Genomic DNA, 15,733 nt, shown 5'->3' on the forward strand with positions numbered 1-15,733 from the left:
ATCAGCGCCTGATCACCATAAACAGCCGCGATCTCGGCGGCCCATCCCCCGGCGAGGCGACTCCCTGATGGATGACTCCTGATGCGTACGGGCTCAGAAGTAGGTGTGCAGCACGTCGACCACCCGCCGCTCGTCGTCGACCACGGGGATGTCGCGCCATTTGTCGAAGGCGGTGCACGGGTGGGAGATGCCGAACCGGATCAGGTCACCCGGTTCCGGCGCGGCGCCGTCGACCGCGAGGTACGTGTGATGGTCGTTCAGCTTCGTGACCCGCAGGCCGCTCGCCGGCCGCAGTTGACCGCCGGTGCCGCGGATCTCCTGCGGCTCGGGCAGGCCCTCGTCGAACGGCGCGTCCCGTTTGCCCATGCCGGCCAGGGCCAGTCCCGGCTCCGGTGCCGAGATCACCTGCGCCCAGATCTCCAGCGCGGCGCCCAGCGTGCCGTCCCCCGGTACGCGCACGAACGGTGTCTTCTCGCGATAGAAACCGTCGTCGTGGGTGACCGACGCCCCGCTGCGCACGATCACCCGCGCCCGCTCGCCGACGCCCGCGAACCGGTCGGCGACCCGGTCGAACCAGGCGCTGCCGCCGGCCGACAGGATCGGCTCCGCGGGCAGCAGGCCGTCCGCGTCGAGCCGTTCGAACGCCTCGACCATCCGGTCCAGGAACGCGTCCACGCCGGCCCGGTCGTGCAGCTGACCCTCGTAACCGGTCACCCCGGCCAGCTCGACGCCGTCCGCGGCGTGCACCTCCCGCGCCAGCGACACGAGCTCGTCCACGGTCCGCACCCCGGTACGCCCGCCCGGATGCCCCAGCTCCACCAGCACCCGCAGCGGGCCGCCGGTGGCCGCCGCGGCCCGGACGCCGGCGACCGAGTCGACCTGGAACCAGACCTGCCGGCCCGCGGCGTTCTCGTCGGCGAGCCATCGCAGGGCTGTCGGGTCGAGCACCTGGTTGGCGATCAGCACCCGGTCGATGCCGAGCCGGCGCAGCACCAGCGCCTGGTTCGCGGTGGCCACCGTCATCCCCCACGCCCCGGCCCGCAGCTGCGCCTCGAGCAGGCCGGGCGCCATCGTGGTCTTGGCGTGCGGCGCCAGGTCCAGGCCGCGCTGCCGGCAGTACGCGGCCATCGTGGCGATGTTCGCCTCCACCGCCGATCGGCGCACCACCAGCAGTGGCCACGTGAAGGCGCCGTCGAAGATGCTCGGCCGTTCCGCCGCGATCTGTTCCGGGGTGCGGGATCCGTGCGGCGCCCAGAAGCCCTTGCTCCGCCAGTCGATGCTCACGTGCGTCCTCCGTGATCGGTTACAAAGGTGCATGGTCGATATCGCACTGCCCGGCGCCTTCGCCCGCACGGTGCGCAACACCTTCGGCAGCGACGGCCGGCAGTGGCTGGCCGGGCTGCCGGAGATCGCCGGCAAGGTGCTGCGACAGTGGGACCTGACCACCGGCGAGCTGCTCCCGCTCAGCCTCAACTGGGTGGCCCGGGTGCGGCGGGCGGACGGGTCGCCGGCGGTGCTGAAGCTGGGCGTGCCGGCCGCCGGGCACCTCGCGGACGAGGCCACGGCGCTGGAGTTCTTCGCCGGGAACGGCGCTGTGACGTTGCTGGCCCGCGACGACGCGCGGGGCGCCCTGCTGCTGGAGGAGGCCCGGCCCGGGGCGCCGGCCGGCGAGCTGGTGCCGGAACGGGACGAGGACGCCACGGCCGTGCTGATCGACGTGATGCGGCGGCTGCACCGGCCGGCGCCGGAGGGGATCGCGCTGCCCGAGCTGTCCCGGCGGGTGGCCTCCTTCGACGGGCATCTGCGCCGCTTGCCGGGCACCGGCCCGATCCCCCGGCACCTGGTCGAGCGGGCCCGGGACGTGTTCGCCGAGCTGTGCGCCACCGCCACCGGGCGGGTGGTGCTGCACGGCGACCTGCACCACGACAACGTGCTGACCGCGCAGCGCGAGCCGTGGCTCGCCATCGACCCGCACGGGGTGGTCGGTGACCCGGGGTACGAACTGGGCGCGCTGCTGTACAACCCCTCCCCGCGCGGCGGCGACGAGGTGCTGGACCTGCTGCCGGCCCGGATCGAGCAGCTCGCCGACGGGCTGGGGCTGCCGGTCGAGCGGGTGGTCGCCTGGGGTTTCGTGCAGGCGGTGCTCTCCGAGGTGTGGCTCTTCGAGGCGGCGGACGCACAGAGCATGCGGTCGCTGCGTGTGGCGCGCCTGCTGTGGCCGCGGCTGCCCTGAGGTCACCGGAGGTCCGCGGTCATCTCGTGCAGTTCGGCGAGGCGGTCCGCGAGTGTGCGCGGGTGGCCCGGCGCCCCCGGCCGCGCGTCCTGCGGGCGGGGACCGGTGAGCGGCCGGTAGTTCACGCCCAGCGCGTCGAGCCGGGCCAGGTGGGCGGGCAGCCGGGCGGCGAAGTCGGCGAAGTCGCGGTCGGCCGGCCCCCACACCGTCTCGGCGAACGCGCAGAGCCGGGGGAAGGCCATGTATTCCACCCGGCGCAGCGACTCCATGTGCTCGGTCCACAGGTTGGCCTGGGCGCCGAGCACCAGCGGGGAGTCGGGCGGGTCGTAGGCGTACACGTCCTCGATCGTCAGCAGGGTGCCGACCGGGGTGGGCTCGCCGGGGTCGTCGGACTGCCGGTAGTCCAGGTAGAGGTGCACGTCGGGGCAGCACACCACCTGATGGCCGGCGCGGATCGCGAGCTCGGCGGTCGCCGTCCCGCGCCAGGCCGCGACGACCGCCCCGGGCGGCGCGCCGCCGGCCAGGATCTCGTCCCAGCCGTAGACGCGGCGCCCCCGGCCGGCCAGGTGGCCGGCCATCAGCGCGGTGAACGCGGCCTGGGACTGCCCGGCCGTCCACTCCTCGGTGGGGCACTCGTCGCCGCCGATGCCGATCAGCTCCGACGGGAACACGTCGCAGACGTGGTCGAGGACCTGCCGGCAGAAGTCCAGCGCCTGCGGCGCGAGGCTGAGCACGTGCGGCGAGATGCCCCAGGCGGTCCGGACCGGGCCGTCGTACCCGTTGCCGAGCGCCGGGTACGCCGCGATCGCCGCCTGCATGTGGCCGGGCATGTCCACCTCGGGCACCACGGTGATGTGCCGCTCGGCCGCGTGAGCGACGATCGCCCGCAGGTCGCCGGTGGTGTAGGAGCCACCGTGCGGCGTGCCGTCGTAGAGCGCGTGCACGCGGGAGCCGCGCATCGACTCGGCGCGCCAGGCGCCGACCGTGGTGAGCCGCGGCCAGCCCGGCACCTCGAGGCGCCAGCCCTGGTCGTCGGTCAGGTGCAGATGCAGGACGTTGAGCTTGTGGAAGGCCATCAGGTCGAGGAAGCGCAGCACGTCCGGCACCGGCATGAAGTGGCGCGCCACGTCGAGCAGCACGCCGCGCCAGCCGAACCGGGGGGCGTCGGTGATCCGGACCCGCCGGAGCGGGGCGCCGAGCTGCCGGAGGGTCTGCAGGCCGTAGAAGACACCGGCCGGGGAGCCGCCGGCCACCCGGATGTCGTCGGCGACGCTCAGGTCGTACCCCTCCGCGGGCAAGGCCGGGTCGACGATCAGCCGTGGCTCGCCCGCCGAGGGTGGGTCCCCCTCGGCGAACGCCACCCGCGCGGGGCGCGGGATCAATCCTTCACCGCCCCGCCCAGGCCGGCGACGAGCCGGCGGCGGACCACCAGGAAGAAGATCAGCACCGGCACGGTCATCAGCGTGGACGCCGCCATGATCGCCCCCCAGTCGTTCTCGTCCGGCTTGAAGAAGACCAGCAGCGCCATCGGCAGGGTCTGGTTGTCGGCCGCACTGATGATGAAGGTACGCGCGAACAGGAAGTCGTTCCACGCGTGGATGAAGGAGAACACGCTGACCGCGGCGAGGCCCGGTGCGACCAGCGGGAACAGGATGCGCCACAGGATCGTGAACCGGCCGGCCCCGTCGAGTTGCGCCGCCTCGTCGAGTTCGTCCGGGATGGCCTGGACGAAGCCGCGCAGCATCCAGATCGCGAACGGCAGCGTGAAGGCCGTGTGCACCAGGATCAGTGACCCGAGCGTGTTGAGGCCGATCCCCGGCACGGTCGCGCCGAGGTCGCGGACCAGGAAGAACAGCGGGATCGTCAGCGCCTCGATCGGCACCATCTGAGCGATCAGAAAGGTGACCAGGACGGTGGTGCGGAAGCGGAACCGGAAGCGGGTCAGCGCCACCGCGGCTAGGAAGGCGATCAGGCCGGACACCAGCACCACGACGAGCGCGACCACCAGGCTGTTGATCAGGTAACGGCCGAAATCGTTGACCTGGAGCACCCGGCGGAACGCGTCGAGCGAGGGCGCCAGGGTCCACGGCTTCTGGTCCAGCGACTGGATCTCACCGGCCGGCTTCACCGCGGCCAGCACCATCCAGTAGATCGGGAAGACGGTGGTCAGCGCGATCAGCACCGCGACCGCGTCGAGAAGGCGACGGCCTCTCATAGCTGCTCCCCCTGGCGGCGCAGTGTCCGCAGGTAGACGAGGGTGACGGCGAGCAGGATCAGCATCATCACCACGCCGATCGCGGCGCCCCGGCCGTACTCGCTGGACGCGAAGGCCTGCTGGTACGCGTAGACGTTGAGAGTGAGGTTCTGCCCGGCCAGCCCGCCGCCCCGGGTCATCACGTAGATCTGCGTGAAGATCTTGAAGTCCCAGATGATCGACTGGATCACCACGATCGCCAGCACCGGCCGCAGCATCGGCACCATGATCCGCCAGAAGATCCGCCAGGTGCTCGCGCCGTCCAGCGCGGCGGCCTCCAGGACCGACGCCGGGATCGCCTCGATGCCGGCATAGACGGTGACCATCACGAACGGGAACGACGCCCACACCACCACGGCGCCGACCAGGGCGAAGGCGGTGTAGCGGTCGTACATCCAGTTGAAACCATCAATTCCGAGCACCTGGTTCACGAAGCCGAGGTCGGTGTCGAACAGGAACATCCAGGTGGTCGAGCCGGAGACCGCGGGCACCGCCCAGGCGGCCATCGCGGCCAGCGACAGCAGCAGCCGCGGGACCCGGCTGATCCGGGTGAGCAGCACCGCCAGGGCCGCGCCGACCGCCAGCGTGGCGAGCACGCAGGCGGCGGCGAAGACCACGGTGGCGCTGAGCACCGACCAGAACTTCGGGTCGCCGAACAGGCGGGTGTAGTTCTCCGCGCCCACGAAGCGGGTCGGCTGCCCGCCGCTGACCTGCGCCTGGGTGAAGTCCAGCACGGACAGCAACCCGAGCTGGTACATCGGGTACAGGAACAGCCCGCCGAGCACCACCCCGGCGGGCAGCAGCAGGTACAGCGGCGTCCGTCTCACTTGGCGAGCGCCTCGTCGATCTGCCGGGCGGCCTCGTCGGTCGCCTGCTCGACGGTCGCCTTACCGGTGGCGACCTTCTCGATCATCGTGGGCAGCACCGCGGAGGCGTCGACCTTGCCCCAGCCCGGGTTCAGCGGGACGAACTTGGTGCCCGCCGCGATGGTGTCGACGAACGGCTTGACGAACGCGTCCTTCGCGGCGATCTCGTCGCTGGCGGACTCGAGCGTCGGCAGGTTGCCCATCGCGTCGTACATCTTGGCCTGGTACTTCTTGCTCGCCAGCAGGGTGAGGAAGTCGGCCGCGAGGGCCGGCCGCTGAGCGCTCTTCATGATCCCGAGGTTGTTACCGCCGGCGAAGGCGGGCGCGACCGAGCCGGCGATGACGCCGGGCAGCGGGACGACGGCGTACTTGCCCTTGGCGACTCCCGCGTCGACCGCGGCGCGGTTGAAGTTGCCCAGGATGCCCATCGCGGCCTTGCCGCCGGCGAACAGCTCGACGGTCTTGCCGCCGGTGAGGTCGGCGCAGTTCTGCGGCGGGCAGTTGTCCGCCGCGATCAGGTCGGTGTACGCCTTCAGCCCGGTCCGCGACTGTGCCGAGTTGATCGCGGTCAGCTCGCCGCCGTTGGCCCAGACGAACGGCATCGCGCCGTAGGTGTACTTGCCACCCACCGCGATGCCGAACATGCCTGGCTTCGCCGTCCGGATCTTGCGAGCCGTGGTGGTGAGCTCGGCCAGCGTGGCCGGCGGCTGCAGGCCCAGCTCGGTGAAGACGTCGGTGCGGTAGTAGAGGGCGCGGACCCCGAGGTACCACGGCACGCCGAGCAGGGTGCCCTCGTAGGTGGCGCTCGCCCTGGCGTCGGCACTGAGGTCGGCACCCTCGGACCACTTCCCGACCGTGGGCCCGACATCGGCCAGGCCACCGGCGGCCGCGTACTCCGGGAGGTCGGTGTTGCCGTACTCGACCAGGTCGGGTGCGCTCGCCGGGTCGTTGAAGGCGCCCTTGAACCGCTCGCTGCGGGTGTCGACGGCGATGTACTGCACGTCGACCTGGGTGTCCGGGTGCGAGGCGGTGAACTCGGCGACGGCCTCCTTGACCACGGCCTCCTTGGGGGCGCGGTTGGGCTCGTCGAAGAGCCACACCTTGAGCGTGCCGGTGGTGGGCCCGCCGCCCTCCGGGGTGGACGACGGTGATGAGGCGGAGGGCGCGCAGGCGGTCATCGTGAGGGCGAGGGCCGCAGCCACCGCGAGGCGAAGTCGCATAAACGCTCCAGGTTCGTTAATAGTTCGTATTTGTGGCGCCTAGCCTGATCCCGTGACCTGGAGATAGTCAATACTTGACTGTGACGTTCTGGTAACCGAAGCTGTGGCAGCGAATAACGAGCCAATTTAGGACGGGCCACATGGTGATCGGGCTGGTGGTGCACGGGGCCCACCGGGCGCGTTTCGCCGACGCGGCACGCACGCTGACCGGCGTCCGGGTCGCCTGGGCCGTCTACGAGCGCGAGGACGAGATCCGCGATCGCGTCGGCGACCTGCTCCGCGGTCCCGAACTGGACGGCCTGCTGCTCGGCCTGGTGCCGTACGCCCGGGCCCGCGACCTGATCCCCGCCGACCTGCCGGTGGCTGTCACCCGGTCGGCCGCGCTCGATCTGGCACTGGCTCTGGCCCGGGCCCGGGGCAACGGCTGGCCGGCCACCCCGGTCAGCATCGACACCTTCGACCAGGAGACCGTCGACGAGGTGGCGACCGCTCTCGACCTGGACCGGTCCGCGATCGCCACCCTGCCGTTCGACCCGGACCAGCCGATCAGCGAGGTGGTCGAGTTCCACCGGCAGCACCTGGCCCGCACCGGCGCCCCGTTCGTGATCAGCGTCCGGACCGGGGTCGGCGCGGCGCTGGACGGGCAGACCCCGGTGCTCAACGCGCTCGCCACCCCCGGCACCATCCGCGCCGACCTGCACGAGCTGGCCCTGCGGATCCGCAACAAGCGCGCCGACGGGCAGCGCTTCGCGGCCGGGCTCTTCCGCGGCGAGAACCCCGCCGGGCTGCGGAACCTGCTGCTGAGCACCCCCGAGTTCGCCGAGGCGTGGATCGACCTGCACGGCGCCCGGGGCGTGCTGGTGTTCGCGCCCGCGTCGCTGTTCGAGACGGTCACCCACCGCTGGGTCGGCCTGCCGGTGCTGGCCGAGGCCCGCGACACCCTGGGCGGACGGGTGGTGGCCGGCTTCGGGATCGGCGCCTCGGCCCGGCTCAGCGTGACCCTTGCCGAACGCGCCGCCGCCCGCGCCGAACAGGACGCCGAGCCGGGCGCCTACCTGTTCACCGGCGACGGGATGACGATCGGCCCGATGGGCGGCACCGGCGTGCCGCTCACCTACACCTACCGCGAACACGGCGGCATCGAGGTGCTGGCGGCGCGCGCCGGGCTCAGCGCGGCCACCGTCTCCCGCCTGGCCGCCATCGAGCGCGGCCTCGGCGGCCGCCCGGTCTCCCCCAGCGAGCTGGCCCGCACCCTCGGCATCACCGATCCGAGCGGGCGCCGGCTGATCCGCAAACTCACCTCGGCCGGCCTGGTGGTGGACGACGGCAGCGCCCAGGAGAATCGCAAGGGACGGCCCACCCGGCTCTACCGGCTGGCCATCACGCCGGCCCTGGAGGAGACCCGATGACCTGGGACCTCCTGCTCGTCGCGGAGACCGACATCGCGATCACCGGCGGGCGGATCGCCGCGATCGGCACCGGCCTGCCCCGCGACGCGCGGGTGATCCGGGACGTGACCGGCAGACTGGTCACCCCAGGCCTGATCGACCTGCACACCCACGTCGGCCCCGGCTACTGGGGCATCGACCCGGACCCGGTCGCCTGGCACTCGGGCGTCACCACCTGGGTGGACGCCGGCTCCGCGGGGGCGTACACGATGGCCGGCCTGCGCCGCGTCGCCGCCGGGGCGGCGGTCCGGGTGCCGGCCCTGCTCAACATCTCCGCCGTCGGCCTGGCCGGGCGCACCGGCGAGAGCCGGGACCTGGCCAACTGCGACGTCGCCCTGGCGATCGACACCATCCAGGCCAACCGCGACCTGATCCACGGCATCAAGGTGCGCATCGACAGCGAGACCGTGGGCGCCAACGGCGTCGAGCCACTGCGCCGGGGGCTGGCCGCCGCGGCGGCCTGCGGGGTCCCGGTGATGGCACACATCGGCACCGCCCCGCCGGCCCTCGACGAGGTGCTCGCGCTGATGCGGCCGGGCGACATCGTGACGCACTGCGCGAGCGGGATAGCGGCGCCGCTCGGGCCGGCGGTCCGGGACGCCGCCGCACGCGGCGTGCTGCTGGACCTGGGCCACGGCTCCGGCGGCTTCGCCTTCGACGTGCTGGAGGCGCAGCTGGACGCGGGGCTGCGGCCGTACACGATCTCCACCGACCTGCACGCCCGCTCGCTGCACGGCCCGGTCTTCGACCTGCCGACCACGATGGCCAAGCTCCTCGCGGTCGGCGTCCCGCTGGCCGACGTGGTCGCGGCCGTGACCGAACACCCGGCCCGGGCGCTGGGCCTGCCGGGCGGTTCGCTCACGGTGGGTGCTCCGGCCGACCTGGCGATCTTCGAGGTACGCCCGGAGCAGTTCCCGGTCAGCGACGCTCATCGGCAGGTCCGCATCTCGCCGATCCGTCTCGTCAACGAGGCCACCTACGTCGCCGGCCGCCTCCTGCCGCCGTGCCTGCCCGCCCCGCCCGCACCCTGGATCCCGCTCACGGTGGCCCAGCGGGATGCCCTCGCGGAGCGCGAGCGCCGCATCCGTGACCTGCTCACCACGCCGCTGGTCGGCGTGGACGGGCTGGCCGAACAGTTCCCGAGAACGACACCGAGGAGTTCCTGATGCCCAAGCGCGCTGTGAATACCGACAAGGCCGGGCCGGTCGGTGGCCCGTACTCGCACGCCGTCGTCGCCGGCGACACCATCTACCTGGCCGGCGCCATCCCGTCGCTGCCCGACGGCACCCGGGTGACCGGCAGCTTCGCCGAGCAGGCGCACGCCGCCTTCCGCAACCTGGCGGCGGTCGCCGAGGCGGCCGGCGCGAGCCTGGACGACGCCGTGCGGGTCGGCGTCTATCTGCGCGACTTCGCCGACTTCCCGGAGATGAACGAGATCTACCAGCAGTACATCAAGGGCGAGGACCTGCCGGTACGGACCACGCTGCCGGTGCCGCTGGTCGGCTTCGACATCGAGATCGACGCCGTCCTCTACACCGGCCCCGGCCGGTTGTGACGAGTCAGGGCTCGCACCGAGCCCCCAGTCACCACGCCGGGCCTGGCTGGGGGCGCGGGTAGCGACGGGGGCAACTGGGTACGGGCACCTTCATGCCAACATCCGGAGAGTTGCTCGGTGCCCGGTACAGGCTGGACGACCGCATCGCCGCGGGCGGCATGGGCGAGGTGTGGCGCGCCACCGACACCGTCCTGGGGCGGCCGGTGGCGGTGAAGACCCTGCTCGCCGGGTACGCCGGTGACTCCGGCTTCCGGACCCGGTTCCACCACGAGGCCCGGGCCATGGCCGCGCTGCGGCACGCGGGCGTCGTCCCGGTCTACGACTTCGGCGACACCGGCGACGGCGCCTTCCTGGTGATGGCCCGCGTCGACGGCACGCCGCTGAACAAGGTGATCGCCGACCGCGCCCCGCTGTCCGCCGGCGAGACGATGTCGATCGTGGCGCAGGCCGCTCGTGCGCTGGGCGCCGCGCACGAGGCGGGCATCGTGCACCGCGACGTCAAACCGGGCAACCTGATCATCGAGCCGGACGGCAACGTGGTGCTCGTCGACTTCGGTGTCGCCCGGTCGGCCCAGTCGGTCACCCTCACCGGCGCCAGGGAGGTGGTCGGCACCGCGCTCTACATGGCTCCCGAGCAGGTCTCCAAGCAGACCACCGGCCCGGCCGCCGACCTGTACTCGCTGGGCGTCGTGGCGTACCACTGCCTGGCCGGGCGCCCGCCGTTCACCGGTGAGAACCCGCTCGGGATCGCGCTCCAGCACGTGAACGACACACCGCCGCCACTGCCGGCGAGCGTGCCGGAGCCCGTACGCGATCTGGTTCTCACGGCGCTCGCCAAGGATCCCGCCGGACGCTTCCCCTCCGCCTTCGCGATGGCGGAGGCGGCCGAGGCGGCCCGGGAGACCGTCCCCGGTACCCCGGCCGCGACGGCAGTCATGGACGTGCCCATCACCACGGCCCTGGCGGGAGCCGGTGCGGCCGCCGCGCCGTTCATCGGTTCCGCGACCCCGCCGACGCCGCCACCGAACCCAGCCTTCGTCACTATGAGTGACATCACCGAGGCGCACGGCAGCGGTCCTCCCCCGGCCGCGGCACCGAGTGCCGCGCCGGGGCGCCGCCGGCTGCTCGTGGGTCTCACTGCCCTGCTTCTCGGCCTGCTCGGGGCCGGAGCCGTGTTCGCGTTGGCTGACCCGTTCGGGTATTTCGACGAGACACCGCCGGTCACTCCCGCGCCCGCGGCCAGCGCGCCGGACCGCTCACCGGCGCCCGCCGAGAAGGGCGGCGGGGAGCAGGAGAAGCCGAAGAACGAATCCACCGGGAAGAACGAGGACCCCGCCACCGACCGGCCGGAAGACGATCAGCCGGAGCCGACCACCACCCCGGCGACCAGCAGGCCCGCGGTCGACCCGACCACCACCGCACCCACCGGGACAACGACGGCCACCGACGCGCCCGAGGAGGAGGAGACAGCCACCGACGAGCCGGAGAGCTCGGCCGGGGCCGGGGCGAACGGGTGACAAAATTCCCATGAACCTGATGTGTTAACGCTGTGTATTGATCGGTACTATCCCCAACTCAGTCCGATCGAACAGGGCGACAGCCCGGCCATCGCAATCCCCCAAGGCAGGACATGTCGGTCACCATAGACAGCGTTGCAGAAAAGTCGCGCCCGGAACCCTCCGTCCCCGCGGCTCCGGCGGCGCGGCCGCACCTCGGCTTCCGCCCCGACATCGAGGGCATGCGCGCGGTCGCGGTGACGCTCGTCGTGCTGTCGCACGCCGGCCTCTCCGGGCTCGCGGGCGGCTACGTGGGTGTGGACGTCTTCTTCGTCATCTCCGGCTTCCTGATCACCACGCTGCTCCTCAACGAGCTGACCAGGACCGGTACGGTCTCGCTGGCCAACTTCTACGCCCGGCGGGCGATCCGGCTCCTGCCGGCCTCCACCGTGGTGCTCGGCGCCACCGTGGTCGGCGCCTGGTTCTGGCTGCCGTCCACCCGGTTCACCTCGATCAGCCTGGACGCGCTGTACGCGACCTTCTACGGCATCAACTGGCGGCTCGCGAGCGAGGGCGTCGACTACCTGAACGCGGACGCCGCCCCGTCGCCGTTGCAGCACTTCTGGTCGCTGGCGGTCGAGGAGCAGTTCTACCTGGTCTGGCCGCTGCTGATGCTGGTGTTCGCGCTGACCTGGATGCGGCGCGGCGGCACGGGCCGGACCCCGCTGGTGATCGCGCTGGCCGGGATCACCGCGGTCTCGCTGGCGGTGAGCATCAGCCAGACGCAGACGTCGGCGCCGTGGGCGTACTTCGGGGCGCACACCCGCGCCTGGGAGCTGGCCATCGGCGCGCTCGTGGCGATCGGCGCCACGCGCCTCGCCGGGCTGCCCGGCAAGCTCGCCGCCGTGCTCACCTGGGCGGGGCTGGCGGCGATCGTCGCCTCGGCGGTCATCTACACCGAGCAGACGCCGTTCCCCGGCTCGGCGGCGCTGCTGCCGGTGCTCGGCTCGGCCGCGATCATCGCGGCCGGCTGCGCCCAGCCCCGCGGCGGCGCCTCCGTGCTGCTCCGCACGAAACCGTTCCAGCTCATCGGGCGGTACTCGTACAGCTTCTACCTGTGGCACTGGCCGATCCTCATGATCGGCCCGGCGGCGCTGGAACAGGAACCCACGGTCGCGCTGAACCTCACGCTCGTCGCGGTCTCGCTGGTGCTCGCCGTCGCGTCGTACCACGTGGTGGAGAACCCGGTCCGCACGCTGAACTGGATCAAGTCCCGCTCCTGGCGCGGGCTGAGCCTGGGTGTCGGACTGTCCGCCGGCACCGCCGCGTTCGCGCTGTTCGTCGGCCAGTACACGCCGCCGCTGCCGACCGGTGACGCGGTGCCGGACACGCTGCAGGTGCTGGCCACAGCCGCCGACCCGGAGGCGGAGCTGCGGACTCTGCTGGCGGAGTCGGCGGGCCTCCGGCGGCTGCCGGAGAACCTGACGCCCAGCCCGCTGAAGGCCACCAAGGACAAGCCGGTCATCTACCCCGACGACTGCCACGCCGGGTACGAGGACACCGCCATGCTGCACCCGTGCTGGTACGGCGACCCGGCCGGCACCGACGAGATGTTCCTGTTCGGCGACTCGCACGCGGCGCACTGGTTCCCGACCTTCAACCAGATCGCCACCGAGCGGGGGCTGAAGCTGGCGAACCGGTCGAAGAGCGCCTGCCGCGCGGCGGCCACGCTGGTCTACAGCGACGTGCTGAAGCGCCCGTACCAGGAGTGCGCGGACTGGCGGGAGTCGGTCTTCGCCGAGATCGAGCGGCTGAAGCCGGAGTACGTGGTGATCTCCTCCAGCGGCGGCGACGCGAACCACATGGTCAGCCCGGACAACGTCCGGCTCGACGAGGGTCCCGACGCCGACCAGCTCTGGACCCGGGCCTGGACCGAGTCGTTCGAGCGGCTGCAGGCGACCGGGGCGAAGCTGGTGCTGGTCCTGGACACCCCGTGGCCGGCCGGCTCGACGCCGGAGTGCCTGGTGACCAACCCGAAGCGGGTGGACAGGTGCGCCCGCCCGGTGCAGGAGGCCATCCCCGAGCAGACCCGCCGGATGATGGTGGCGCAGGCGGCGCGGGAGCGGGGCGTCACGGTGATCGACACGCAGCCGTGGTTCTGCACCGAGCAGGTGTGCCCCGCGATCATCGGCAACGCCATGGTGTGGCGGGACTACAGTCATCTCAGCACGTCGATCGCCACGGCGCTGACGCCGCTGATGCGGGACCAACTACCTCGCTGATCAGTGCCGGATGAGAGGGCCCGGCCGTGTGGCCGGGCCCTCTCTGGCATCGTGATGAAAATCTGATGAACCTCGCGTGCTGACGCTCTGTATCGATCGGTACTATCGCCCACTCAGCCGGTTGAAGACGGCAGCACTCCTTTGAGGCAGGACATGTCGGTCACCATTGACAGCGTTGCAGGTAAGCCACGTCCGGAGTCACCGGTCACCCCGGCCCCGGCGGCCCGGCCACACCTCGGCTTCCGCCCGGACATCGAGGGCATGCGAGCTGTCGCCGTCATGCTGGTGGTGCTGTCGCACGCCGGTCTGACCGGCCTCGCCGGTGGATATGTCGGGGTCGACGTCTTCTTCGTGATCTCCGGCTTCCTGATCACCACGCTGCTGCTCAACGAGCTCAACCGGACCGGCACCGTCTCGCTGGCCGGTTTCTACGCCCGGCGGGCGATCCGGCTGCTGCCCGCCTCGGCGCTCGTGCTGGTCGCGACGGTCGCGGGCGCCTGGTTCTGGCTGCCGTCCACCCGGTTCACCTCGATCAGCCTGGACGCGCTGTACGCGACCTTCTACGGCATCAACTGGCGGCTCGCGAGCGAAGGCGTGCAGTACCTGAACGCGGACGCCGCCCCGTCGCCGTTGCAGCACTTCTGGTCGCTGGCGGTCGAGGAGCAGTTCTACCTGGTCTGGCCGCTGCTGATGCTGGTGTTCGCGCTGACCTGGATGCGGCGCGGCGGCAAGGGACGCCTGCCGCTGATCGTCGCGCTGTCGGTGATCACCGCCGCGTCGCTCGCGGTCAGCATCTCGCAGACCAGGACGTCGGCGCCGTGGGCGTACTTCGGGGCGCACACCCGCGCCTGGGAGCTGGCCATCGGCGCGCTCGTGGCGATCAGTGCCACGCGCCTCGCCGGGCTGCCCGGCAAGCTCGCCGCGGTGGCCACCTGGGGCGGCCTGGCCGCGATCGTCGCCTCGGCGCTGATCTACGACGAGCAGACGCCGTTCCCCGGCTCGGCGGCGCTGCTGCCGGTGCTCGGCTCGGCCGCGATCATCGCGGCCGGCTGTGCCCAGCCGCGCGGCGGGGCGGCGATGCTGCTGCGCACGAAACCGTTCCAGCTCATCGGGCGGTACTCCTACAGCTTCTACCTGTGGCACTGGCCGATCCTCATGATCGGCCCGGCGGCTCTCGAGGTGCAGCCGTCGATCAAGGTGAACCTGGTGCTGGCCGCGGGCTCGCTGGTGCTCGCCGTCGCGTCGTACCACGTGGTGGAGAACCCGGTCCGCACGCTGAGCTGGATCAAGTCGCGCTCCTGGCGCGGCATCGGCCTCGGTCTCGGGCTGTCCGCGGGCACCGCCGTCCTCGCCCTGGTGGCGAGTCAGTTCACGCCGCCGCTGCCGACCGGCGACGCGGTCCAGGAAACCGTGCAGGCGGTGGCCGAGGCGCCCGACCCGGAAGCCAAGATGCGGGAGCTGGTCCAGGCGTCGGTGAAGGTGCGCGAGCTGCCGGCGAACCTGCTGCCCGACCCGCTGACCGCGACGGTGGAGGACAAGCCGGTCATCTACGGGGACAACTGCCACGCCGGGTACTGGGACAGCAAGATGCCGCACCCCTGTTGGTACGGCGACCCGAACGGCACCGACGAGATGTTCCTGATCGGCGACTCGCACGGCGCGCACTGGTTCCCGCCGATCAACACGATCGCCACCGAGCAGAAGCTGAAGTTGGCGAGCCGCACCAAGAGCGCCTGCCAGGCGGCCACCGTGCTGGTGTACAACGGTGTGCTCAAGCGGCCGTACCAGGAGTGCCTGGACTGGCGCGAGTCGGTGTTCGCCGAGATCGAGCGGCTCAAGCCGAAATACGTGGTGATGTCGTCGAACGGCGGCGACAGCGGTGGCATGGTCACCCCGGACAACGAGCCGCTGGACAAGGGCGCCGAATCCGAGCAGCGCTGGGCCGACGCGTGGATCAAGACCTTCGACCGGCTCAAGGCCACCGGCACCCAGCTGGTGCTGATCCAGGACACGCCGTGGCCGAACGGCTCGACCCCGGAGTGCGTCGTCACCAACCCGAAGCGGATCGACAAGTGCGGGCGCGCCACCAAGGACGCCATCGCCAAGCCGGTCCGGCGCAAGCTGGTAACCGAGGCCGCCCTGGAGCGCGGCGTCACGGTGATCGACACCGAGAAGTGGTTCTGCACGCCGAAGAAGTGCCCGGCGATCATCGGGAACTCGATGGTGTGGAAGGACAACAGCCACATCAGCACGTCGATCGCGACCGCGATGACGCCGCTGCTGCGGGAGAAGTTCACCCGCTGAACAGTTGCGACACGCAGGGCCCGGCCGTTCGGCCGGGCCCTGCGTGCTTTGATCACTGATGGGTTACACGTCGGA

At 71.8% G+C, this 15,733-nt stretch carries 12 protein-coding genes; 7 read left to right on the forward strand and 5 right to left on the reverse strand.

Annotation, left to right across the window (positions count from 1 at the left end; translation table 11 throughout):
- Positions 1-93: 93 nt before the first annotated feature.
- Positions 94-1,284, reverse strand: a complete 1,191-nt coding sequence (locus tag AC0NH5_RS15290; RefSeq protein ID WP_474404038.1) for an alanine racemase — start codon at positions 1,282-1,284, stop codon at positions 94-96.
- Positions 1,285-1,315: 31 nt separating this feature from the next.
- On the opposite strand from AC0NH5_RS15290, the gene AC0NH5_RS15295 reads away from it, so the two are divergent.
- The gene (locus AC0NH5_RS15295) at positions 1,316-2,233 is read left to right on the forward strand and encodes an aminoglycoside phosphotransferase family protein (RefSeq protein ID WP_474404040.1); all 918 of its coding nucleotides are present in this window, start codon (positions 1,316-1,318) and stop codon (positions 2,231-2,233) included.
- Positions 2,234-2,235: 2 nt separating this feature from the next.
- Here the strand turns inward: AC0NH5_RS15295 and AC0NH5_RS15300 are convergent, their stop codons facing one another.
- Genes AC0NH5_RS15300 through AC0NH5_RS15315 form a run of 4 tightly spaced genes read right to left on the reverse strand, consistent with a single transcriptional unit; the run spans position 2,236 to position 6,573 of the window.
- Complete coding sequence (locus AC0NH5_RS15300; protein ID WP_474404042.1) at positions 2,236-3,615, reverse strand: beta-N-acetylhexosaminidase; 1,380 nt, start codon at positions 3,613-3,615, stop codon at positions 2,236-2,238.
- On the reverse strand, positions 3,612-4,448 hold the full coding sequence (locus tag AC0NH5_RS15305; RefSeq protein ID WP_474404043.1) for a carbohydrate ABC transporter permease: 837 nt from the start codon (positions 4,446-4,448) through the stop codon (positions 3,612-3,614). Before AC0NH5_RS15305 ends, AC0NH5_RS15300 begins: the two co-directional genes overlap by 4 nt.
- A complete protein-coding gene (locus AC0NH5_RS15310) occupies positions 4,445-5,314 on the reverse strand; it encodes a carbohydrate ABC transporter permease (protein ID WP_474404045.1) in 870 nt (289 codons plus the stop codon). Before AC0NH5_RS15310 ends, AC0NH5_RS15305 begins: the two co-directional genes overlap by 4 nt.
- Positions 5,311-6,573, reverse strand: coding sequence for an extracellular solute-binding protein (locus AC0NH5_RS15315; protein ID WP_474404046.1), 1,263 nt, complete (start codon positions 6,571-6,573; stop codon positions 5,311-5,313). The genes AC0NH5_RS15310 and AC0NH5_RS15315 overlap by 4 nt, the downstream gene beginning before the upstream one ends.
- 140 nt (positions 6,574-6,713) lie before the next feature.
- Here AC0NH5_RS15315 and AC0NH5_RS15320 point away from each other — a divergent pair, with 140 nt between their 5' ends.
- From AC0NH5_RS15320 to AC0NH5_RS15345, 6 genes are all read left to right on the forward strand, one after another.
- Complete coding sequence (locus AC0NH5_RS15320; RefSeq protein WP_474404048.1) at positions 6,714-7,982, forward strand: transcriptional regulator; 1,269 nt, start codon at positions 6,714-6,716, stop codon at positions 7,980-7,982.
- Positions 7,979-9,187 carry an amidohydrolase family protein gene (locus tag AC0NH5_RS15325; protein ID WP_474404049.1) on the forward strand — a complete coding sequence of 403 codons (1,209 nt, stop codon included), beginning with the start codon at positions 7,979-7,981 and terminating at the stop codon, positions 9,185-9,187. The genes AC0NH5_RS15320 and AC0NH5_RS15325 overlap by 4 nt, the downstream gene beginning before the upstream one ends.
- A complete protein-coding gene (locus AC0NH5_RS15330; protein WP_474404051.1) occupies positions 9,187-9,576 on the forward strand; it encodes a RidA family protein in 390 nt (129 codons plus the stop codon). The genes AC0NH5_RS15325 and AC0NH5_RS15330 overlap by 1 nt, the downstream gene beginning before the upstream one ends.
- A 92-nt stretch (positions 9,577-9,668) precedes the next feature.
- On the forward strand, positions 9,669-11,093 hold the full coding sequence (locus tag AC0NH5_RS15335) for a serine/threonine-protein kinase (protein ID WP_474404053.1): 1,425 nt from the start codon (positions 9,669-9,671) through the stop codon (positions 11,091-11,093).
- A gap of 113 nt (positions 11,094-11,206) precedes the next feature.
- Positions 11,207-13,354, forward strand: a complete 2,148-nt coding sequence (locus AC0NH5_RS15340) for an acyltransferase family protein (protein WP_474404054.1) — start codon at positions 11,207-11,209, stop codon at positions 13,352-13,354.
- Between the two features lie 153 nt (positions 13,355-13,507).
- Positions 13,508-15,658: an acyltransferase family protein gene (locus AC0NH5_RS15345; protein WP_474404055.1), complete on the forward strand. Its 2,151-nt coding sequence runs from the start codon at positions 13,508-13,510 to the stop codon at positions 15,656-15,658.
- Positions 15,659-15,733 lie beyond the last annotated feature (75 nt).

It is taken from the genome of Actinoplanes sp. 13 (assembly GCF_056134165.1).